Origin of the sequence: Methylobacterium sp. Leaf104, from assembly GCF_001422885.1 — a bacterium.
GTDB lineage: Bacteria > Pseudomonadota > Alphaproteobacteria > Rhizobiales > Beijerinckiaceae > Methylobacterium.
The window spans coordinates 123793-143855 of sequence record NZ_LMMZ01000005.1 but is presented as its reverse complement, the minus strand read 5'-3'; the positions used below and the strand labels follow the sequence as shown (position 1 = coordinate 143855).

The 20063-nt window shown below is 70.8% G+C and carries 17 protein-coding genes and 1 pseudogene; 11 read left to right on the top strand and 7 right to left on the bottom strand.

The window, feature by feature from the left end; genetic code table 11:
* Nucleotides 1-139: 139 nt before the first annotated feature.
* Entirely contained in the window at nt 140-334 is a 195-nt protein-coding gene (locus ASF49_RS07125; RefSeq protein ID WP_056469866.1) for a hypothetical protein, read from the top strand.
* 84 nt (nt 335-418) lie between these two features.
* On the opposite strand, the gene ASF49_RS07120 is transcribed toward ASF49_RS07125, so the two are convergent.
* Nucleotides 419-3562 carry an efflux RND transporter permease subunit gene (locus ASF49_RS07120; protein WP_056469861.1) on the bottom strand — a complete coding sequence of 1048 codons (3144 nt, stop codon included), beginning with the start codon at nt 3560-3562 and terminating at the stop codon, nt 419-421.
* A 12-nt stretch (nt 3563-3574) separates the two neighbouring features.
* Nucleotides 3575-4753 carry an efflux RND transporter periplasmic adaptor subunit gene (locus tag ASF49_RS07115; RefSeq protein ID WP_056470083.1) on the bottom strand — a complete coding sequence of 393 codons (1179 nt, stop codon included), beginning with the start codon at nt 4751-4753 and terminating at the stop codon, nt 3575-3577.
* Between the two features lie 254 nt (nt 4754-5007).
* Here ASF49_RS07115 and ASF49_RS24150 point away from each other — a divergent pair, with 254 nt between their 5' ends.
* Nucleotides 5008-5181, top strand: coding sequence for a hypothetical protein (locus tag ASF49_RS24150; RefSeq protein WP_200930019.1), 174 nt, complete (start codon nt 5008-5010; stop codon nt 5179-5181).
* A 69-nt stretch (nt 5182-5250) separates the two neighbouring features.
* On the opposite strand, the gene ASF49_RS07110 is transcribed toward ASF49_RS24150, so the two are convergent.
* Nucleotides 5251-6036, bottom strand: a complete 786-nt coding sequence (locus ASF49_RS07110; protein WP_243214613.1) for a Crp/Fnr family transcriptional regulator — start codon at nt 6034-6036, stop codon at nt 5251-5253.
* Between the two features lie 438 nt (nt 6037-6474).
* On the opposite strand from ASF49_RS07110, the gene ASF49_RS07105 reads away from it, so the two are divergent.
* Nucleotides 6475-7185: a Crp/Fnr family transcriptional regulator gene (locus ASF49_RS07105; protein WP_056469858.1), complete on the top strand. Its 711-nt coding sequence runs from the start codon at nt 6475-6477 to the stop codon at nt 7183-7185.
* A gap of 439 nt (nt 7186-7624) precedes the next feature.
* Nucleotides 7625-8359 carry a sigma-70 family RNA polymerase sigma factor gene (locus tag ASF49_RS07100; RefSeq protein ID WP_056469855.1) on the top strand — a complete coding sequence of 245 codons (735 nt, stop codon included), beginning with the start codon at nt 7625-7627 and terminating at the stop codon, nt 8357-8359.
* Between the two features lie 6 nt (nt 8360-8365).
* Here ASF49_RS07100 and mgtE read toward each other — a convergent pair whose 3' ends face one another.
* On the bottom strand, nt 8366-9736 hold the full coding sequence (gene mgtE / locus ASF49_RS07095) for a magnesium transporter (protein ID WP_056469852.1): 1371 nt from the start codon (nt 9734-9736) through the stop codon (nt 8366-8368).
* A 510-nt stretch (nt 9737-10246) separates the two neighbouring features.
* On the opposite strand from mgtE, the gene pqqA (ASF49_RS07090) reads away from it, so the two are divergent.
* Entirely contained in the window at nt 10247-10336 is a 90-nt protein-coding gene (pqqA, locus tag ASF49_RS07090; protein ID WP_019902976.1) for a pyrroloquinoline quinone precursor peptide PqqA, read from the top strand.
* A gap of 93 nt (nt 10337-10429) precedes the next feature.
* Nucleotides 10430-10519 (top strand): pyrroloquinoline quinone precursor peptide PqqA, encoded by a 90-nt coding sequence (gene pqqA, locus ASF49_RS07085; RefSeq protein ID WP_056213663.1) that lies wholly within the window; start codon nt 10430-10432, stop codon nt 10517-10519.
* On the opposite strand, the gene ASF49_RS07080 is transcribed toward pqqA (ASF49_RS07085), so the two are convergent.
* Nucleotides 10512-11528, bottom strand: a complete 1017-nt coding sequence (locus tag ASF49_RS07080) for a LysR family transcriptional regulator (protein ID WP_082510951.1) — start codon at nt 11526-11528, stop codon at nt 10512-10514. The two genes, pqqA (ASF49_RS07085) and ASF49_RS07080, sit on opposite strands and share 8 nt — an antisense overlap.
* A gap of 101 nt (nt 11529-11629) precedes the next feature.
* On the opposite strand from ASF49_RS07080, the pseudogene ASF49_RS07075 reads away from it, so the two are divergent.
* A pseudogene (locus ASF49_RS07075) lies at nt 11630-12792 on the top strand (MFS transporter).
* Nucleotides 12793-12808: 16 nt separating this feature from the next.
* Here ASF49_RS07075 and dinB read toward each other — a convergent pair.
* The gene (gene dinB / locus ASF49_RS07070) at nt 12809-13897 is read right to left on the bottom strand and encodes a DNA polymerase IV (protein WP_056469851.1); all 1089 of its coding nucleotides are present in this window, start codon (nt 13895-13897) and stop codon (nt 12809-12811) included.
* Nucleotides 13898-14129: 232 nt separating this feature from the next.
* On the opposite strand from dinB, the gene ASF49_RS07065 reads away from it, so the two are divergent.
* The 4 genes from ASF49_RS07065 (at nt 14130) to ASF49_RS07050 (ending at nt 19335) form a co-directional block, all read left to right on the top strand.
* A complete protein-coding gene (locus ASF49_RS07065) occupies nt 14130-15284 on the top strand; it encodes a hypothetical protein (RefSeq protein ID WP_056469847.1) in 1155 nt (384 codons plus the stop codon).
* A gap of 56 nt (nt 15285-15340) precedes the next feature.
* On the top strand, nt 15341-16264 hold the full coding sequence (locus ASF49_RS07060; protein ID WP_056469842.1) for an alpha/beta fold hydrolase: 924 nt from the start codon (nt 15341-15343) through the stop codon (nt 16262-16264).
* An 86-nt stretch (nt 16265-16350) separates the two neighbouring features.
* Nucleotides 16351-18642 (top strand): xanthine dehydrogenase family protein molybdopterin-binding subunit, encoded by a 2292-nt coding sequence (locus tag ASF49_RS07055; protein ID WP_056469840.1) that lies wholly within the window; start codon nt 16351-16353, stop codon nt 18640-18642.
* A 162-nt stretch (nt 18643-18804) separates the two neighbouring features.
* Nucleotides 18805-19335, top strand: a complete 531-nt coding sequence (locus ASF49_RS07050; protein WP_056469838.1) for a phosphate-starvation-inducible PsiE family protein — start codon at nt 18805-18807, stop codon at nt 19333-19335.
* Between the two features lie 151 nt (nt 19336-19486).
* On the opposite strand, the gene ldtR is transcribed toward ASF49_RS07050, so the two are convergent.
* Nucleotides 19487-19999 carry a transcriptional regulator LdtR gene (gene ldtR / locus ASF49_RS07045; protein WP_056470078.1) on the bottom strand — a complete coding sequence of 171 codons (513 nt, stop codon included), beginning with the start codon at nt 19997-19999 and terminating at the stop codon, nt 19487-19489.
* Nucleotides 20000-20063: the final 64 nt, after the last annotated feature.

Here is a 20063-nt window from a genome sequence, read left to right as displayed (position 1 = left end):
GGGCTCATCGACCGCAGGCAAGCGTGGCCGATCCGTCTTCGATCCGTCTTGGCGCCGGGTGCGGGGCGATGCTATGAGGGGCGCACAAACGCCACAGGGGCCGGTGAGCCGGGTCCGACAGAGGTTGAGAGACCCGCCGATGAACAGCCCGCTGACCCCCCTCCTGATCCTGCTGCTCCTGCCGATCACCGCCATCGGCGCCGTGCTCTACACGGATGCGGGCATCGAGCCGGCGCTGTTCTACGCCACCGTGAAGACCTTCGTGGTGCTCTTCATCGTCGCCGGCGGCCTCTGCTTCGCCGCGAGCCGCCTGGCCGCCCGCAGCGAGGGCTGATCGCACCCTCGAACAGTCGCGTGCGGACGAGAAGGCCCGGACCGAAAGGTCCGGGCCTTCTCGTTTCGTGCGTCCGCCGCCGGCCTACTCGGCGGCGATGCGCGACGGCGGGAGCGGCTTCGGGTCGTTGGCCGTGTGGGTCGGCGGCAAGGCGAACGCGCCCTCCGTCGGCTCGTCGACCGCGCCGACGAAGCGGCCGAAGGCGCGCACGAACAGCCGCGAGAGGTCGTCGACCAGGATGAAGATCGCCGGCACGAAGACGAGCGACAGGCCGGTGGAGACGATGAGGCCGCCGATCACCGCGATGGCCATGGGGGCCCGGAACTCGCCGCCGATGCCGAGCGCCATGGCCGAGGGCACCATGCCGGCCGCCATGGCGATGGTGGTCATCACGATGGGCCGCGCCCGCTTGCGGCCCGCATCCACGATGGCGGTGACCCGGTCGACGCCGCGGGCCATCTCCTCGACGGCGAAGTCCACCAGCATGATGGCGTTCTTCGTGACCACGCCCATCAGCATCAGGATGCCGATCACCACCGGCATCGAGATGGGCTTGCTGAAGATGAGCAGGCCGAGGATCGCGCCGCCGATGGAGAGCGGCAGCGAGAACAGGATGGTGAGCGGCTGCAGGAACGAGCCGAACAGCAGCACGAGCACGCCGAAGACCATCATCAGGCCGGCGCCCATGGCGAGGGCGAAGCCCTCGAACACCTCGCCCATCACCTCGGCATCGCCCGTCTGCCGGATGGTGACGCCGGGCGGGAGGTCCTGGGCGGTGGGCAGGGCGAGCACCGCGCTGATGAGCGCCCCGAGCGCGTCCGAGCCCTCCATGTCGGCCTCCAGGGCGACGCGAACGGCGCGGTCGTAGCGGTCGATGGCGGTCGGGCCGCGCCCGAGGCTGAGATCGGCCACGGTGGAGAGCGGAACCGCCGTGCCGCCCTTCACCGGAACCTTGAGGGTCTCGATCTGCGAGAGGTCGCCGCGCAGGCGCTCGGGCAGCTGCACCCGGATCGGCACCTGCCGGTCGATGGTGTTGAACTTGGCCAGATTCGCCCCGATGTCGCCGATCGTGCCGACTCGGACCGTCTCGGCGATGAGGTCGGTGGAGACCCCGAGATCGGCCGCGACCCCGGCCTTCGGCCGGATGCGGATCTCGGTGCGGTCCAGGGGCGCCGTCGAGAGCACGTTGACGAGATGCGGCACCCCCGCCGCCTCGCGCTGGAGCCGGGCCGCCGTCTCGGCCACCACCGCCTTGTCCGGGCCGGAGACGATCAGGGTGACGTCGCGCTGGCCGCCCTCGCGCAGGGCCCAGAACCGGATGTCGGGCACGGCGTGCAGGATCGACCGGATCGCGATGTCGACCTGCTTCTGGGTCCGGTGACGGGTGTTCTTCGGGGTGAGGTTGATGGTGAAGGTCGCGAGGCGGACCTCCTTCTTGGCGGGCAACTGGCGGCCGCCATCGACGAAGACGCTGCGCACCTCCGGCAGGGCGCGGATGCGCTCCACGAGGCCGTCGGTCACCTGCGTGGTGTCGGACAGGCGCGCGCCCGGCGGCAGCTCGACCACGAAGATGGTGCGGGCGGCGTCCTCCGCCGGCAGGAAGCCGGCCGGCAGCAGGCCGGTGGACAGGATCGAGCCGGCGAAGCAGGCGAGCCCCAGCACCAGGGTGATGAACTTGTGGCGCACGGACCAGGCGACCACGCGGGTGTAGCCCCGCATCACCGGGCCTTCGCGGCTGTGGTCGGGGCCGTGGTCGCGCAGGAAGTAGGCGGCCAGCAGCGGCGTGATCAGGCGGGCGACGAGGAGCGACATGAACACCGCCGCCGCGATGGTGAGGCCGAACTGCTTGAAGTACTGGCCCGCGATGCCGCTCATGAAGGAGACGGGGGCGAAGATCGCCATGATCGTCGCCGTGATGGCGATGACGGCGAGCCCGATCTCGTCGGCGGCCTCCAGGGCGGCGCGGTAGGGCGACTTGCCCATGCGCATGTGCCGGACGATGTTCTCGATCTCCACGATGGCGTCGTCGACCAGGATGCCGGTAACGAGCGTGATCGCCAGCAGGCTGACGGCGTTCAGGGAGAAGCCGAGGCTGCTCATCACCCAGAAGGTCGGCAGCACCGAGAGCGGCAGGGCGATCGAGGCGATCAGGGTGGCGCGCCAGTCGCGCAGGAACAGGAATACCACGATGACCGCCAGGGTCGCGCCCTCGACGAGGCTCAGCATCGCCGAGTGGTAGTTGCCGACCGTGTTGGTGACCGAGGTGTCGATCAGGTCGAAGCGCACGCCCGGATGACGGGTGCCGAGTTCCGCGATGCGCTTGGCGACGCCGACCGCGACCTCCGCGTCGCTGGCCCCGGTGGAGCGCGAGATCGCGAAGGCCACCACGGGCTCGCCGTTGAAGCGCGCGAAGGTCCGGGGCTCCTCCGAGCCGTCCACGAGGCTGGCGAGTTCGTCGAGGCGGACCTTGCGGCCGCCCGGCACGACGATCGAGGTCTCGGCCAGGGTGTCGAGGCTGGCCGCCCCCGCCAGGGTCCGGATGGATTGCTCTTGCCCGCCGAGCTCGCCGCGCCCGCCGGCCATGTCGGCGGCGGTGAGGCGGAGTTGCCGGTTCACGTCGGCGGCCGTGATCCCGAGCGCCAGCAGGCGGTCGGGCTTCAGGGTCACGCGGACCTCGCGGGCGACGCCGCCGAGGCGCTCGACGCCGCCGACGCCCTTCACGCTCTGCACCTGCCGGGCGATGACGTCGTCGATGAGCCAGGACAGGTCCTCCGGCGTCATCGCGGGCGCCGAGGCGCCGTAGATCATGATCGGCAGACCCGCGATCTCGACGCGGTTGATGATCGGCTCCTCGATGGTGCGCGGCAGGTTCACCCGCACCTTCGAGATGGCGTCCTTGACGTCGTTGACCGCCCGGTCGCTGTTCACCTCCAGGCGGAACTCGATGGTGGTGCTGGAGACGCCCTCCGAGATCGTCGAGATGACGTGCTTGACGCCCTTCACCCCCGCCACCGCATCCTCGACCACCTTGGTCACCTGGGTCTGCAGTTCGGAGGGCGCGGCGCCCGATTGCAGCACCTGGACGGAGACGATGGGGATGTCGATGTTCGGAAAGCGCGTGATCGGCAGCGCGCGGAAGCTGACGAGCCCGAGGACCACCAGCACCAGGAAGAGGACGAGGGACGGGATGGGCTTGCGGATCGCCCAGGCCGAGATGTTCAGGCGCATGGGATCATCCGATCAGCGGGGAGCGGCATCGGCCGCCGTCACGGGCGGGATGACGGGCCGGACGCGGTCGCCGTCGCGCAGGAAGCTGCTGGCCCGCGCCACCACCACCTCGTCGGCCTTCACGCCGGAGCGGATCTCCAGGACGCCGTCGGCCGCGAGGCCGGGGACGATCCGGCGGGCTTCGACGCGGTCCCCGGCGACGATGAAGACGCTCGCGCCGCCATCGGCCCCGTAGAGCACGGCCGAGAGCGGCACCGCGACGCCGGTGCGGCGCGCGACCTCGACCTTGCCGCGGGCGAAAGCGCCGATGCGCAGGCCCGGATCGGGGTCGAGGCCGATGCGGATGCGCCCGAGGCGGGTCGTGCGGTCGATCTCAGGATCGATGCGCCGCACCCGCCCCTTCAGGGTCCGTCCTTCGTCCCAGTCGAGGCGGGCCGGATCACCGACATGAAGCCGCGGCATCCAGACTTCCGGCACCTCTCCTTCGAGTTCGATCTCGCCGCGGGCGATCAGGCGGAACATCGGCTCGCCGGCGGCGGTCGCCGTGGCGCCGACCCGGGCGGTGCGACGGCTGACGATCCCGGCCTCCGGGGCGCGGATCTCGGTCCGGGCGCGCCGCAGGGCGATCTCGGCGCCCTGCGCCCGCGCGGTGGCGAGATCGGCCTCGGCGAGCTGGAGCCCGCCGCGGGCGGCCGCGAGGCGGCCCTCGTTGCCCTGCGCCGCGGAGACGCGCTGCTCCAGGGTCACGGCGGTGGCGTTGCCGGTGCGGATGAGGCTGCGCGTCCGTTCGAGGGCGAGGTTGGCCTCGACCTGCGCGGCCTCGGCCTGCACGATCTGGCTGCGTGCCTGGATGATCGCGGCCTGCGCCTTGGCGATGGCGGCGGCATTGGCGGCCTCCTGGGTCACGATCATCTCGAGGGAGAGCCGCGCCAGGGGCTGGCCACGGGCGACCTGGGCCCCCTCCTCCACCAGGAGCTCGGTGATGCGGGTCCCCTCGATCTCGGGCGCCACCAGGATCTCGTCGCGGGGCACGAGCGTCCCGGTCACGACCGCGAGCTCCACGACCTCGCGCTGGACCGCCGGGACCACCGTGACCGCCGGTGCGACGGCAGCCGGGTCCGGTACGGCCGCCGGCTCGGCCGCATGGGACTTCGGAGCTCCCAAGGCAAGCATCCCGAGGGCGGCCAGCATCCCGAGGGCGAGCAAGGGTGCGCCGGCGAACGACGCGGGCCGAAGGGATCGCAGGAGGGATCGCATGGCGGGTCGCTCGTCGACGTCGGAAATCCGGGGCATGCAGCGCGAGACCGGCGTTTTCATGGCGCACCTCGTGGGCGGCGTCCGCGACGCGCCCAAAGCGATCCCGTTCGGTGCTGCCGCCGGCAACTTTCGGCGCGTCGTCACGTTAGAGTGACTATAGACCTTTCGCCTTAGAGGGTTAACGAATCATGAGTATCTTCGAGGTTCGCCAGCAGACGAATGGGGCCGTCCTCTGGACCGGCAGCGCGTGCGACGCGGCGTCCGCCCTCGACGCGATGGCCCGCGAGGCCGGCTACACCGATTTCCAGGCCCTCCCGGAGGACATCCGCGCGGCGCACCCCGTGGCCCGTCCAATCCCGTAATCGGCCCGGCCATCGCACCTGCCACGTCTTCGCGACCGGGCGGCCCATCGATCCCATAGGGGCGGCCGGTCAGCGACCGACCGTCGGTCCCGGCGCGAGGTAGCGCGGGTCGAAGCCGCTCAGGCTCGTCAGGCCCGGGACGTTCCGGATCTGCAGGATGCGGGAACGCATCTCGATCAGGCCCCGGCGCTTCAGCTCCTGCAGCGTGCGGTTGACGTGAACAGTCGAGAGGCCGGTCGAGTCGGCGAGATCGACCTGGGAGGCCGGTAGGTCGTATCCGTCGGCCCGCGCCAGTCCCACCGCCCGCAGTCGCATCAGCAATTCGAGGAACAGGTGTGCGATCCGCTCGATCGCCGAGCGGGAGCCGAGATTGATCAGCCATTCGCGCAGGATCGCGTCGTCGACCAGGGACGCCCGGCGCATCAGGGGGATCAGGGCGCTCCGCGCAGCGGTCAGGTCCCGGATCGCATCGAACCCGATGCGCGCGACGCGACAGGACGAGAGGGCGGCGATCGCATGGTCGCGGCGGTCGAGCAGGGCGCCGTCCAGGTCGCAGAAATCACCCGGCACCAGATAGGCGAGGATCTGGCGGGTTCCGTCCGCCCGGAGCTTGGAGCGGCAGGCCATGCCGTCGAGGAGGACGAACGCACCGGTCGGCCGCGCGCCGTCCTGAGCGATCTCCGTGCGGGCGCCGACCGCGAACGGATCGGCGCAGAACTCCGACAGGATGGCGCGATCCTCGGCCGTCAGGGCACCGAAATGCTCCAACCTGCGGATCAGCGGGTTCGTCCCATTCCCGTCACGCGGATCGTGGATGCCCGACCCCTGTCCTGGATTGCTGAAGGGCGCCCTCACCGCGCGCGCTCCGGCGCCCGCGGCAGGGCACGATCCCCGCCATCCGGCCTCGGCTTCACAACATCCGTCACAGCACCCCTAATCCTCGATCCGACCGATCACCGGGCACGCAATTCGGTGCGTGATCCGCCCATGCACCGGGATGTGCGATCTCCTCGCCGTCACGGCCGGAACCTTGTGCCGCCGCCCCTCGGGTCGTGGTCCCGCTCCCGTATTCCCTGAACCGCGCGTTTTATAAATCCCCAATCGATGGCTCCGGCAGCGCGTCGGGCCTTTGGTGCGGTGCCCGACATTCGGGGAGTGTCGACTACCCGACAGATGCCCGGCCAGGCTTGCCTTTGTCTCGCATCGTACAGATAGTCGAGAAATCGCTTGTATATATTCCTGATTGTGGGTCCGTGAGAGACTATTTATGCTCTTGCCCCAAGGGACAGGGCCGTGTCGCTGTTAGAGCAATCTGTCGTTCGCAACCGTTTGCTCAAACGTCTCTCGCCGGGCGATTACAGCTTGCTTCAGCCGCACCTGCGGTCGATGCCGACGGAGTTGCGTCAGGGGCTGATCTATCCGCACCAGCCGATCCAGGACCTTTACTTTCCTGAGGCCGGCTACGCGTCGATCACCACGGCCGGGACGAGCAAGGTCGAGGTCGGCATCATCGGGCCCGAGGGGGTGGTCGGGGCCGCCCCGGTGCTTCTCGGGAGCGATCGCACGCCCTACGACCACTTCGTCCAGAACGCGGGCGAAATGCTGGCGATCGAGGCCGCCGCGCTGCTGGCGGCCGCCGAGCACAGCCCGACCCTGCGCAACCTGCTGCTGCGCTTCGTCCAGACCCTGCTGGTCCAGACCGCACAGACGGCCTTCGCCAATGCGAGCTACAACATCGAGGTGCGCCTCGCCCGCTGGCTGCTGATGTGCCACGACCGCGTCCTCGGCGACGAACTCACCGTGACCCACGACTTCCTGTCGTACATGCTCGGTGTGCAGCGCACCACCGTGACGCTGGCCCTGCAGATGCTGGAAGGCAATCGCCTGATCAAGGCGCGGCGCGGCCGCATCGAGGTCCTCGACCGGGTTGGGCTCCTGTCCGTGGCGGGGGACAGTTACGGCGTGCCGGAGGCCGAGTATCGCCGGCTGATCGAGACCGCCTGATCCGGGCAGCGTCTTCCGCTCCCCTTCGCGCGGAGGCGGCTCGCAGGTGCGTCGCGCGAGGAGGGCTCGGGGCGGCACGATCGGATCGGCCGCTCTCCGCCATGGGGTTGGCCCTGGCCGCCGGATCTTCGCCTCCCGCCCACATTGAACACTCTTCGGTCCGGCGGGTTGAAGGATTACGCACCATGCGTTCCTCCCTGGACTCGGCCCGCCCGGCTATGGCCGCGGCGGGCTCTTTGTCGTATTCCGATAATAAATTCTAAGAATAAGCTTTGCAGTATCGTTGTCGTATGCAGGCTTGACTGTACGAAAGCGCGCAAAGACCTTTGAATGTCTTCCCATTAACCTGTGTTGATGCGAGTGTGTTCCTTGTTTTGCACACTCTCTCGGACTGAAGGGGTGGGCCAGTGCCCGCCTCGATAGGCTGAGAAGACACTGGATGACATCGCAATCAGGATCTGCCGCCCCGACCCAGACCGCGCCCCTGCTGGAGCCGGCGGTTCGACGATCCCTCGGGCAGCACCTGCGCGATGCCTACGCGTCCCTCGACGACGACCAGCCCGATCGCTTCGCCGTCCTGCTGGCCCGGCTCGAAGCGGCACTCGCGGCCCGGGGCGAGACCCTCACGGCGGAGGTCCGGCAGGGCCTGCAGGACCATGCGGCGGGCCTGCGCAAGTACGCGCTGTCCCTGACCCGCGACGCCGCCCGCGCCGACGACCTCGTTCAGGACACGATGCTGCGGGCCTGGATGTACCGCGAGAGCTTCACCCCTGGGACAAACGTGTGCGGATGGTTGACCATCATCATGCGCAACACCTTCTATTCCGGCAAGCGCAAGCGCGTGCACGAGGTGGAGGACAGCGACGGCAGCTACGCGGCACAGCTGGTGACCCTGCCGGCACAGGGGTCCGTCCTCGACCTCGAGGACGTCAACGCCGCCATCGGACGGCTGTCGACGACCCTGCGCCAGGCCCTGACGCTCGTGGCTATCGACAACATGACCTACGACGAGGCCGCCACCGTGATGGGCTGCAAGATCGGCACGGTGAAGAGCCGCGTCTGGCGCGCCCGCGAGAGCCTGGCCGCCCTCGTCGGCTACTCCGCGAATGAGATCGGGCCGGACCGCCTCGCCAACTCGGTGCTCAGCGACACGAGCCTCCGGCCCCGGATCTGAGGCCGCCTACAGCAGCGTCCCGCGCAGGATCAGCATCGCCACCGAGAAGTAGATCACGAGGCCGGTGACGTCGACGAGGGTGGCGACGAAGGGGGCCGAGGCGGTGGCGGGGTCGAAGCCGAGGCGCTGCAGCAGGAAGGGCAGCATCGAGCCGGTGAGCGAGCCGAAGGTGACGATGCCCACCAGCGCCGCCCCGACCGTGGCCGCCACCAGGGGCCAGTGCACGCCGTAATCGTAGAGCCCGGTTTTCTGCCAGACCACGATCCGGACGATGCCGATCGCGCCCAGGATCGTGCCGAGCACGAGGCCGGTGGGGAGTTCGCGCAGGGCCACCCGCCACCAGTCGCGCAGGCGCACTTCGTGCAGGGCGAGGGCACGGATGAGGAGCGAGGTGGCCTGGCTGCCGGAATTGCCGCCCGAACTCATGATCAGCGGGATGAACAGGGTCAGGACGATGGCCTTCTCGAGCTCGCCCTCGAAGCCCTGCATGGCGGTGGCGGTCATCATCTCGCCTAGGAACAGCGCGCAGAGCCAGCCCGCCCGCTTCCGGATCATCGTGGGGAAGCGGATGTCCATGTAGGGCTCGGGCAGCGCCTCCATGCCGCCGAAGCGCTGCACGTCCTGGGTCTGCTTCTCCACCATGGCGTCGATCATGTCGTCCACCGTGACGATGCCGATGAGATGGCCGACCGCGTCGATGACGGGCAGGGCGAGGAGGTCGTATTTCGAGATGAGGCGGGCCGCCTCCTCGCGGCTCGCAGTGGGCGAGACCGCCAGGGGACGGCGGTTGGGCGCCACCGAGAGCACGTTGTCGTCCGGCCCGCCGGTGATCAGCCGGCGCAGGGGCACGGCCTTGGTGAGGGCGCGGGTGCGGGGGTCGAGGACGAAGATCGCGTAGATGGTCTCGCGCGTCTTCTCCACCTGCCGGACGTGATCGAGGGTCTGCTGCACCGTCCAGCTGCCCGGCACGGCGACGAACTCCGTCGTCATCAGCGAACCGACGGTCTCCTCGCCGTAGGTGCTCAGCCGGTCGACGGCGCCGCGGGTCTCGGCGTCGAGGCGGGCGCGCAGGTCCGAGCGGCCCGGCTCCTCGATCTCGCGGAAGAGGTCGGTGATGCGGTCGGCCGACATGCCCGACAGGAAGGAGGCGACCCGGTCGCGCGGCAGCATCTCGATGATGTCGGCGGCGCAGTCGAGTTCGGGCTGGTCGAGCACCTCGATCGCTCGCTCCACCGGCAGGCCCAGCAGGATGGCGGCGGCGACCTCGGGCGCCTCCTCGTTCAACGCCTCGACGATGTCGGGCGCGCGCTCGTCCGACAGGCGGGCGGCGAGCACCGCCGGATCAATGCCGGTCGGGAAGGAAGCGATCTCGTTCATGGGCTCACCTCGCAGGGCGCGCGATCCGGCCGTGTGGGGCCGTCCCGCGCCGGGCCGCCGGAGCCCGGTCAGCGGGGCGTCAGGCGGAAGGAGCGGAGGCGGCCGCGCACGGCGCGGGCGATCGGTCTGGATTGGCGCTGGGCATCGGAATCGTCGAGAGGGAGCCGAGGCGTGCCGCCCGGTGAGTCGTGACCCCCGCGCGGGCCCGCTCGGCGGCGCGTCAGTGCGCCTCCCCTCCCTGGGGCGTCAAGCCGAAACCGGCGCCGGCCGGATCTTTCCTTTGCACCCGTGCCGTCGCCCCCTCATCGCGGCTGCCGCCATTGCCCTCATCGAGCCGAGTCGCCGGCATCATATCACTGGTTTTCCGGTCCGAGGACGGCGCACGGACTGGGCAGCGGGGTCGGGGCCGGCACTTTCTCGCGATCCTATGAGAAATATAAGTGTAGTGCCCGCTTGTATTGTGCCCAACACAACGGCATATCGAGGGTGTCGAACACGAAGGAGTTTCCCATGAAGTGGTCCGCCCCCGTCGTCCAGGAAGTCTGCGTCGGCATGGAAGTCACCAGCTACGAGTCCGCCGAGATCGATCCCTTTAACTAAGGTGCGGCCTTTCGAGGCCTGTCCTTAGCCGTAAGGCGGATCGAACCCGACCGGGTTCGGCTTTCACCCCCAAAACCAACCAGGAGAGACGTCATGAAGTGGTCTGCCCCCATCGTCCAGGAAGTCTGCGTCGGCATGGAAGTGACGAGCTACGAGTCCGCCGAGATCGATCCCTTCAACTAAGGGAGATCGCGGGTCCCGCCCGCGGGACCGGCTGATCCGAAGGGGCGTTATCCGAGAGGGTAGCGCCCCTTTCGTTTGCCTGCGGCGTGCCGGCTGCCGGTGATCCGTTCGGCCCGCGCAGGGCCTCCGCCAGGAAGTCGATGAGCACCCGGACGCGCGCCGGCATCGCCGCGCCGCCGACGAAGACCGCGTGGATGGCCTCCCGATCCTGCGGATTGAAGCACTCCAGCAGGGGCACCAGGCGCCCGCTCGCGAGTTCGTCGGCGATGTGGAAATTTCCGACGCGGGTGATGCCGACCCCGCCGAGGGCGAGCTGGACCAGCGTTTCGCCGTTGTTGGCGGTCATGTTGCCGGAGACCGCCAGCAGGTGGTCCCGTCCGTCCGCGCGGAATGGCCAGCCGGGCTCGGCGCGTCGAAAGTTGAAGTCGAGGCAGTTGTGCCGGGCGAGATCCGCCGGGATCTCCGGTGTCCCGGCCCGCGCCAGGTAGGCGGGCGAGGCCACGACGGTGCGGCCGGTATCGCCGAGCCGGCGCGCCGTGAGCGGGCTGTCGGGCAGGGTCCCGAACCGGATCGCGACGTCGGCCCGGCCGCCGAGAATGTCGGCGACCTGATCACTGAGGTCGATGTCGACGCTGATGCCGGGATGGCGGGCCACGAACGCCGCCAGCAGCGGCACGATCACCAGCCGGCCATGGGCGGAGGCGGTGCTGATCCGGACCCGTCCGCGCGGGCAGGCCTGATCGGCGATCGCGCTCTCGCTCTCCTCGATGTCGGCGAGGATGCGGCGCGCGGCCCGGGCGTAGGCCGCGCCCTCGGCGGTGAGGCGCAGCGTGCGGGTGGTCCGCACGATCAGCCGGACGCCGAGTCGGGATTCGAGGCGGGTGACGATGCGGCTGACGGCGGAGGCCGTCAGCCTCAGGCCGCGGGCCGCCGCGGACAGGCTGCCCTCCCGCGCCACGGCCAGGAACGCCGCCATCTCCCTCGTCCGGTCGATCCGATCGCGCTGCATTCGTGCTCCTCATGCACAGATGTCGGTCCGAAAGATCGGCTACCGACCTGTGTCGCGCTGCATCATGTGCCTGTCGGGAACGATTACCGAGAGGCCTCCCCATGACAATCCATCCACCCCTGCTGGCCCTGGCCATCGGCGCCTTCGGGATCGGCGTCACCGAATTCTCGCCGATGGGCATGCTGCCGCTGATCGCCAGCGATCTCGGCGTGTCGATCCCGGCCGCCGGCCTGCTGGTCAGCGCCTATGCGCTCGGCGTCCTGATCGGGGCCCCGCTGATGACCCTCGCCTTCGCGCGGGCGCCGCGCCGGGCCCTGCTGGTGGGCCTCATGGGCATCTTCACGGCGGGCAGCGTGATCTCGGCCCTCGCCGACGGCTACGCGATGCTGCTCGCGGCCCGGATCGTCACGGCCTTCAACCACGGCGCCTTCTTCGGGATCGGATCGGTGGTGGCTGCCGGACTGGTGCCGCCCGAGCGGCGCGCGGCCGCGGTGGCCGCGATGTTCTCGGGCCTGACCGTCGCGACGATCGGCGGCGTGCCCGTCGCCGCCTGGGTCGGGGAGGCGCTGGGCTGGCGCGCCGCCTTCTGGGGCATCGCCGGCATCGGCGCCGTCGCGATGCTGTCGCTGCGGCTCGCCCTGCCGCCCCTGCCCGTGGACGGCGCCCCCGATATCCGCGCGGAGCTGCGGGTCGTGGCGCGGCCGGCCGTCCTCGGTGCCCTCGCCCTCACGGTCCTCGGGTCGAGCGCGATGTTCACGGTCTTCACCTACATCGTCCCGATCCTGCGCATCGAGGCGGGGGCGGACACGTCCTTCGTCACGGCCATGCTGGTGACCTACGGCGTCGGCCTGACCCTGGGCAACTGGGCGGGCGGACGCCTGGCCGACCGCACGGTGGACGGAACGATCATCGCGTCCCTGGTGGCGCTGGTGGTGCTGCTCGGGGTGTTCGCCGTCGGGATGGAATCGCGCTGGGTCGCCGCTCCGCTCGTCCTGCTCTGGGGCGTCGCGAGCTTCGCCCGCCCCTGCAGATGCGGGTGATGGCGGAGGCCGACGCGGCGCCCAACCTCGCCTCGGCACTGAATATCGGCGCCTTCAACCTCGGCAACGCCATCGGTGCGGCTCTCGGCGGCCTCGTGATCGATCTCGGCGGCGGCTATCCGGCGGTCTCGGTGGCCGGGGCCGCGATGGCGGCGTTCGGCCTCGCCTTCATCCTGATCCTGCGGCGCGGCCAGCGCATCGTCGCCGCGCCGGCCTGTCCCTGAGCCGGGCGGATCCGGATCACAGGCCGAGGCCGAGCTGGCGCGGTTCGGGGGCCGGGCCGTGCTCCAGGGCGGAGAGGGAGACTCCGAGGAGGCGGACGCTGCGCCGCAGGGGGAACAGGTCGCGCAGGAGGGTGAGCACGGCCTCTTCCAGGGCGGAGCGGTCCGGCACGAAGCCGGGCAGCGAGCGGGCCCGGGTGATCTGCTCGAAATCCGCGAACTTCACCTTCAGCGTCACCGTGCGGGCCCGGACCTCCTTGGCGGCGGCGGCCCCCCAGACCTTGTCGAGGATCGGCGTCAGGCGCCCGGCGAGCACCGCGTAATCGGCCGAATCCTCCGAGAAGGTATTCTCGGCGCCGATGGACTTCCGGATCCGGTTCACCCGGACCGGGCGCACGTCGATCCCACGCGACACCCCGTGATAGTAGGGCGCCGAGGCGCCGAACCGCGCCGTCAGGGTCTCGAGGCTGAGGGCGCGCAGGTCGCGCCCGGTCAGGATGCCGAGCGCCTTCATGCGGGCCTCGGTGACGGGCCCGATGCCGTGGAAGCGCCCGATCGGCAGGTCCTCGACGAAGGCCGGCCCCATGGTGGGCGTGATCACGAACAGGGCGTCGGGCTTGCGGAAGTCGGAGGCGACCTTGGCCAGGAACTTGTTGTAGGAGACGCCCGCCGAGGCCACGAGCCCGGTCTGCGCGCGGATCGAGGCCCGGATCGCGCGGGCCACCGCGGTGGCGGTCGGCAGCCCCTGCCGGTTCTCCGTCACGTCGAGATAGGCCTCGTCGAGGGCGACGGGCTCGATCAGGTCGGTGTGCTCGGCGAAGACCGCCCGGATCTGCTCGGAGATCGCCCGGTAGACCTCGAAGCGCGGCTTGACGAAGACGAGGTCGGGGCAGAGCCGGCGCGCCGTCACCGAGGGCATGGCCGAGCGCACGCCGAAGGCCCGCGCCTCGTAGCTCGCCGCCGCCACGACCCCGCGCTCGCGCGATCCGCCCACCGCCACCGGCCGGCCCCGCAGGGCGGGATCGTCGCGCTGCTCCACGGAGGCGTAGAAGGCGTCCATGTCGATGTGGATGATCTTGCGGATCGCGCCCGCGTCGTCCGGGTCCATCGCGGACGCCCCTCCCGATCGGTTGTCGGCCCGTGTTCGTGTTCTGTTCGCAGAATCCCGGTTCGAGCGCGGGAATCAAGCCCGGCCTTCCCACGATCCACCGCGGAACCGACGCAGGCGCGGCAGGGCTCGCCCCGGAGGCGGGCGTGGCCCATAAGGGCGCCGAGACCACGCGACGGACGCCGCACGACACGCGGCGCCCCCGCTTCGCGACCCGCCCGAGGACAGGCACGTGCACATCACCCAGCTCACCCACCACGACCTCGACGGCTACGGCGCCTCCACGGTGGTCGGCCAGTTCGCCGACGTCGCCCGGATCGTGCACGTGCCGCGCTATTCCGATGTCGGGCCGGTGGTCGAGACCGAGCTGAAGCGCCTCGGCAAGACCGCGGCACCCGAGATGATCCTGATGACCGATCTCGGCCTCGAGGCGGTCGCGGTGACGTTCATCCGCAACTTCGCCGCCCTCAACCGCCGGCGCGAGCCGGAGGCGCGCCACCGCCTCGTCGTGCTCGACCACCACGCCTCGTCGGTGGACCAGCTGCGCGACCAGGGACTGGCGCCGCAGGCCGATCCGGACGTGCCGGGCCTCCTGCGCTTCGATCTCGAGGACCCGAACATCGTCGTGCTCATCGACGAGGCCCGCTGCGCCACCCGCATGGCCTACGAGCACCGGACGCTCTACGCGACCCGCGCGGCCGGCGAGGACCCGATCCTCGGCGCCCTGGTGACGGCGGTGGATGCGGTCGACCTCTGGCGCAAGGACCGCCCGGAATTCCGCAGCGGCCTCAGCCTCGACGAGATGTTCTGGGACAACGTCTCCAACCTCGTGCCGATCGGCCATCCCTGGCACGACCGCTTCGTCGGCGACCTCCTGCTCGGGGTCGCGCGCCTGCTCGGCGACGGCGCGTCCCCGGCCGTGATCGAGGGCCAGGTGCCGGCCCTGCGCAAGGCCATCCTCGACGCCTACCTCGCCGACGACGATGGCGACGACCGCACGCTCACCACCCGCATGCGCATCGCCCGGGTGCTCGCCCGCTCCGACCTGTTCCATCCCCTCTCGGACGGGACGCTGATGTCCTTCGGCCTCGATTCGGGCACCTTCCAGCGAGTCTCGGACCTGATCATGGAGAGCGGTCGCGCCAAGCGGGTCCTCAACGTGCAGCGGGCCGGCACGATGTCCTTCCGCTCCAACAACGAGACCGCCCTCGACGGCGCGCGGCGCTTCCGCGGCGGTGGGCACAAGGACGCCGCCGGCGGGAAGCTGACCAGCGGCTCGGCCTTCTCCCTGGCGGACGCCATCGCGCAGGTCGAGCCGGTGCTCAACCCGCCGGCGGCCGACCCGGCGCTGAGCCCGTTCGCGGCCCTGAAGAACTGGAAGGGTTGAGGCGGAACGCGACCGCCTGAACCGCCGAAACCTCCCTGCGCTGCCTCCGGAACGCCATGCCGCCGATCGACATCACCCGCCGCGGGCCGTGCCCGTTCCTGTCCGGCTTCGACCTCGCCGACGTGGCGCTGCCCGATATCCGGCTCCGGGTCGCCCGGTCCCCCGACGGTCACCGGCTGCCGGTGCTGCTCCTGCACGGCCATCCCCAGACCCACGCCACCTGGCACGCGGTGGCGCCCCGGCTGCGGGAGGCCGGCCATCCGGTGGTCGCCCCCGACCTGCGCGGCTACGGCGATTCGGATCGCCCGGCCTCGGCGGCCGATCACGCGCCCTATGCCAAGCGGGCCATGGCGGCCGACGCCGTCGCGCTGATGCGCGCCTGCGGCCACGAGCGCTTCGCCGTGGTCGGGCATGATCGCGGCGGGCGCGTCGCACACCGCATGGCCCTCGACCATGCCGCCGCAGTGGACCGCCTCGCCGTCCTCGACATCGCGCCGACGCAGACGATGTACGCCCGCACCGACCGCGCCTTCGCGACCCGGTATTTCTGGTGGTTCTTCCTGATCCAGCCGGCGCCTCTGCCCGAGCGGATGATCGGCGCCGATCCGGAGGCGTACCTGCGTCACCACCTCGCCGGCCAGAGCCGGACGCCCGGCATCCCGAGCGAGGCGCTGATCCGGGAATACCTGCGCTGCTACCGCGCCCCCGGCGGCATCCACGCGATCTGCGAGGATTATCGCGCCGCGGCCGGCATCGACCTCGAACACGATGCCGCCGACGAGGCGGCCGGGCGCCGGGTCACCGCGCCGCTCCTCGCCCTCTGGGGTGCGCAGGGCACGGTCGGGCAGCTCTACGACGTCGCCGCGACCTGGCGCGAGAAGGCCGACCGGGTGGACGGACATGCCCTGCCCTGCGGGCACCTGCTCCAGGAGGAGGCGCCCGAGATCGTGCTCGACCACCTGCTGCCCTTCCTCGCCTGAGGGCCGGCGTCGAGCGACTCGGGGTCGCGCCCGGATCGGGCGGGCCGGTCCTGCGGTTACTCCTGCGGTGAGGCGAGGAGAGGCCGATGGCGATACCGACCGACGCGCTCGACCATCCGGCCTGGCTCGGGCATCCGCATCCCCGCGTCGAGGGCGCCGCCAAGGTCACGGGCCGTGCGACCTATGCCTCGGACACGCGCCTGGAGGGCCTCGCCCATGCGGCCCTGGTCACCAGCACGATCCCGCGCGGACGGATCATCGGCTTCGACCTCGCCGCCGCGGAGGCGGTCCCAGGCTGCCTGCGCATCTTCACCCACCGGGACCTCGCCGGTGCCATCCGGCCGGTGAAGCACCTGATGGCCGGGGGCTTCGCCAATAGCGGTCACCTGCCGCTGGGCTCGGATGCGGTCGCCTATGCCGGCCAGATCGTCGCCCTCGTGGTGGCGGAGACCATCGAGGCCGCCCGGGAGGCCGCCCGGGAGGCCGCCGCCCGGACGATCGTGCGCTACGCGGCCGAGGATTTCGCCGACGGGTTCGACGCCCCCCTGGCCGAGACCCTGCGGCTCGCCGACCTGAAGCGAGAGCACCACGACCCCCGCACCGGAGACGCCGACGGTGCCCTGGCGCGGGCCGCGGTGACGGTGAGCGCCCGCTACGGGACGCCGATCCAGCATCACAACCCGATCGAGCTGTTCGGCACGACCTGCGCATGGGACGGCTCGCGCCTCACGATCCACGAGCCCTCGCGCTACATCGGCGCGGTCCGGCACGGCCTGGCCGCGCAACTCGGCCTCGACCCGGCCGACATCCGGGTGGTGTCGGGCCTGATCGGCGGCCATTTCGGTGCGAAGCTCGCCCTCGCCCAGTACACGGCGCCGGTCGCCCTGGCGGCCCGCGCCCTCGGGCGGCCGGTTTCCCTGGTGGCGAGCCGCCGGGACGGCTTCACCATCGCCAATTACCGTCCGGAGACCCGGCACGACATCCACCTCGGGGCGACCGGCGACGGGCGCTTCACCGCCCTGGTGCACGAGGCCGAGGTCATCACTTCGCGCTTCGACCCCTTCGCCATGGAGGGCACCGACGTCACCGCGAGCCTCTATGCCTGTCCGGCCGTGCGCACCGACGAGCGCGCCGCGCGGGTCGACCGCAACACGCCGGGGCCGATGCGGGCGCCGCCGGAGGTGCCCTATCTCTTCGCCCTGGAGAGCGCCGTCGACGAGATGGCGGTCGCCCTCGGGCTCGATCCCATCGCCCTGCGCCGGCGCAACGACACGGCCACGGACCCGATCTCGGGCAAGCCGTTCTCCTCCCGCCCGCTGATGGCCTGCTTCGACGCCGGCGCGGAGGCCTTCGGCTGGCCGGAGCGCGATCCGGAACCGGGGCGGATGCGCGACGGCCCCTGGCGGGTGGGCCTCGGCTGCGCCGCATCGGCCCGGCCGGTGAAGATCTCTCCCGCCACCATGCGGATCCGTCTCGGGGCCGATGGCCGCGCCACGGTCGCCAGCGCCCACCACGAGATCGGCAACGGGATCACTACGCTCCTGGCCCTCGGCGCCGCCGAATGGCTCGGGATCGCGCCCGAATCGGTCGACATCCGCCTCGGGGACACCGATCTGCCCGCCGCCGGCCTCTCAGGGGGATCGTCCACGACGACGAGCCTGCTCCACACCCTGGCGCAGGCCTGCGAGACGCTTCGCGCCCGCCTGGCACAGGCCGCCACCGGGGCCGGACCCCTGGCCGGCGCCGATCCCGCCGCTTTGCGTCTGCGGGCGGGCGCGCTCGTCGCGCCGGACGGGCGGACCTGTCCGCTGGGGACCGTCGTCGCGGGGCTCGACCCCGCCGGGATCGAGACCGTGACCGCCTTCACGCCCGAGGGGTCGGGGCCGGAGGCGCTGGCGGCGATCGAATCGGGCAGGATGGCCCTCGGCACCGGGGCCGGCAGCAAGGCGGTGTCCTGGGCCTTCGGCGCCCAGTTCGCGCGCGTGCTCGTCCACGAGGAGACCGGCGAGATTCGGGTTCCGCGCCTCCTCGGCGCCTTCGCGGCCGGACGCGTGCTCAACCCGCTGACGGCGCGCAGCCAGCTCACCGGCGGGATGATCTGGGGTCTCGGCTCGGCGCTCCTGGAGGAGACGATCCTCGACCGTGGCCACTACCGCAACGCGGATCTGGCCGAGTACCTCGTCGCGACGGCGGCCGACGCGCCGGCGGTGGAGGCCCTGCTGGTCCCCGACCCGGACGACGCCGTGAACCCCCTCGGTCTCAAGGGCCTGGGCGAGCTCGGGATCATCGGCGTCAACGCCGCGATCGCCAACGCGGTGTTCCACGCCACCGGCCGCCGCATCCGCACCCTGCCGATCCGGGTCGAGGACATGCTGTGACCCCTGAAGAGCCCCCTCGCCCGCCTTCCGCACGATCCTGACGCGGTCGTGATCCCGCCGGCCGGCCTGCCCGGGCCGGACGGAGGGGTTTCGAAGCCCGCCCACGCTGGACGCCCCGGCGCCGATCCTGTCTGATCGTCGCAACCAAAGGGGGAGAGCGTCATGTCCGACGACCGGGAGGATCAGGGCCGGCTCACGCGCGCGGCGAGCTTCGTCTTTCTGCACACGGAGCACGCGATCTACGCGGCGCTCGGTCTTCTCCTCGCGCTGACCGCCCTCGTCGCGCTGATCGATGCCTCCGCGCTGACCTGGGAAGCCTTGCGCCACCTCGGTGGCGCCGACCAGATCCTCGAGGTGGTGGATCGGCTGTTGTTCCTGCTGATGCTGATCGAGATCCTGCACACGGTGCGGGTGTCGATGCGCTCGGGCAAGCTCACCTGCGAGCCGTTCCTCATCGTCGGGCTCATCGCCTCGATCCGGCGCGTCCTGGTCATCACCCTGCAATCGTCGGAGATCACCCACGCCAAGGACTGGTCGCCGGAGAAGCAGGCGCTGTTCCAGGCCTCGATGATCGAGCTCGGCGTCCTCGCCGGCCTGATCCTCACGATGGTGTTCGCGATCTTCATGCTCCACCGCGCCCGCGACGACGGCAAGCCGGCCGGCGAGGAATCGTCCGAGCACGCCGGCTCCTGACCGGCACGGCACCCGCGGTCCGTCGGGGGCCTCGTACCGGGTCCCGGTGAGCCGGCCCCACGGGTCGGGTCCAGCGTGGTCTGGTCTCGAACGCGAACAAGCCCGGCGAACCGGGCTTGCTGGGTCGTCGGGGTCGCGGGCGCGTCCGTCCTCAGAGGCGGTAGCGGATCTGGTCGGTCCAGAAGCGCTCCAGGCGGCTGAGCGCGGTGTTCAGGCGGCCGAAATCGTCGTCCGAGATGCCGCCGATCGGCTGGATGGTGCGGGCGTGCTTGTCGTAGAGGCTCTGGATGATGTCGTGGACCTGGCGGCCCTTGTCGGTCAGGCTGATGCGGACCGAGCGGCGGTCGGTCTTCGACCGGGCGTGGTGCAGGTAGCCGGCCTCGACGAGCTTCTTGACGTTGTAGGAGACGTTCGAGCCGAGATAGTAGCCCTTCGTGCGCAGCTCGCTCGCGGTGAGCTCCTTGTCGCCGATGTTGTAGAGCAGCAGCGCCTGGACGCTGTTGACGTCTTCGCGGTCGCGCCGCTCGAACTCGTCCTTGATGACGTCGAGGAGTCGGCGGTGCAGGCGCTCGACGAGGTGCAGGGCCTCCAGATACGAGCCGTGCGCCGGAGCGGTCTCGGGAGCGGTGTCGGTCTTGCTAACCTTGGCAGCCTGGGACTTCATCATGGGCCTCTTCAGGTCTCTGGTGTTTCAGGGCCGGTGTTCTTCGCCACCGCTCATGAAGCCA

Coding starts and splice junctions, on each gene's coding strand:
- ASF49_RS07080 (WP_082510951.1), bottom strand. CDS start 11,528: ATGCAGCGCGATCGGATCGACCGGACGAGGGAGATGGCGGCGTTCCTG.
- ASF49_RS07100 (WP_056469855.1), top strand. CDS start 7,625: ATGACATCGCAATCAGGATCTGCCGCCCCGACCCAGACCGCGCCCCTG.
- pqqA (WP_056213663.1), top strand. CDS start 10,430: ATGAAGTGGTCTGCCCCCATCGTCCAGGAAGTCTGCGTCGGCATGGAA.
- ASF49_RS07060 (WP_056469842.1), top strand. CDS start 15,341: ATGCCGCCGATCGACATCACCCGCCGCGGGCCGTGCCCGTTCCTGTCC.
- ASF49_RS24150 (WP_200930019.1), top strand. CDS start 5,008: ATGAGTATCTTCGAGGTTCGCCAGCAGACGAATGGGGCCGTCCTCTGG.
- mgtE (WP_056469852.1), bottom strand. CDS start 9,736: ATGAACGAGATCGCTTCCTTCCCGACCGGCATTGATCCGGCGGTGCTC.
- ASF49_RS07120 (WP_056469861.1), bottom strand. CDS start 3,562: ATGCGCCTGAACATCTCGGCCTGGGCGATCCGCAAGCCCATCCCGTCC.
- ASF49_RS07055 (WP_056469840.1), top strand. CDS start 16,351: ATGGCGATACCGACCGACGCGCTCGACCATCCGGCCTGGCTCGGGCAT.
- pqqA (WP_019902976.1), top strand. CDS start 10,247: ATGAAGTGGTCCGCCCCCGTCGTCCAGGAAGTCTGCGTCGGCATGGAA.
- dinB (WP_056469851.1), bottom strand. CDS start 13,897: ATGGACCCGGACGACGCGGGCGCGATCCGCAAGATCATCCACATCGAC.
- ldtR (WP_056470078.1), bottom strand. CDS start 19,999: ATGAAGTCCCAGGCTGCCAAGGTTAGCAAGACCGACACCGCTCCCGAG.
- ASF49_RS07115 (WP_056470083.1), bottom strand. CDS start 4,753: ATGCTGGCCGCCCTCGGGATGCTTGCCTTGGGAGCTCCGAAGTCCCAT.
- ASF49_RS07125 (WP_056469866.1), top strand. CDS start 140: ATGAACAGCCCGCTGACCCCCCTCCTGATCCTGCTGCTCCTGCCGATC.
- ASF49_RS07050 (WP_056469838.1), top strand. CDS start 18,805: ATGTCCGACGACCGGGAGGATCAGGGCCGGCTCACGCGCGCGGCGAGC.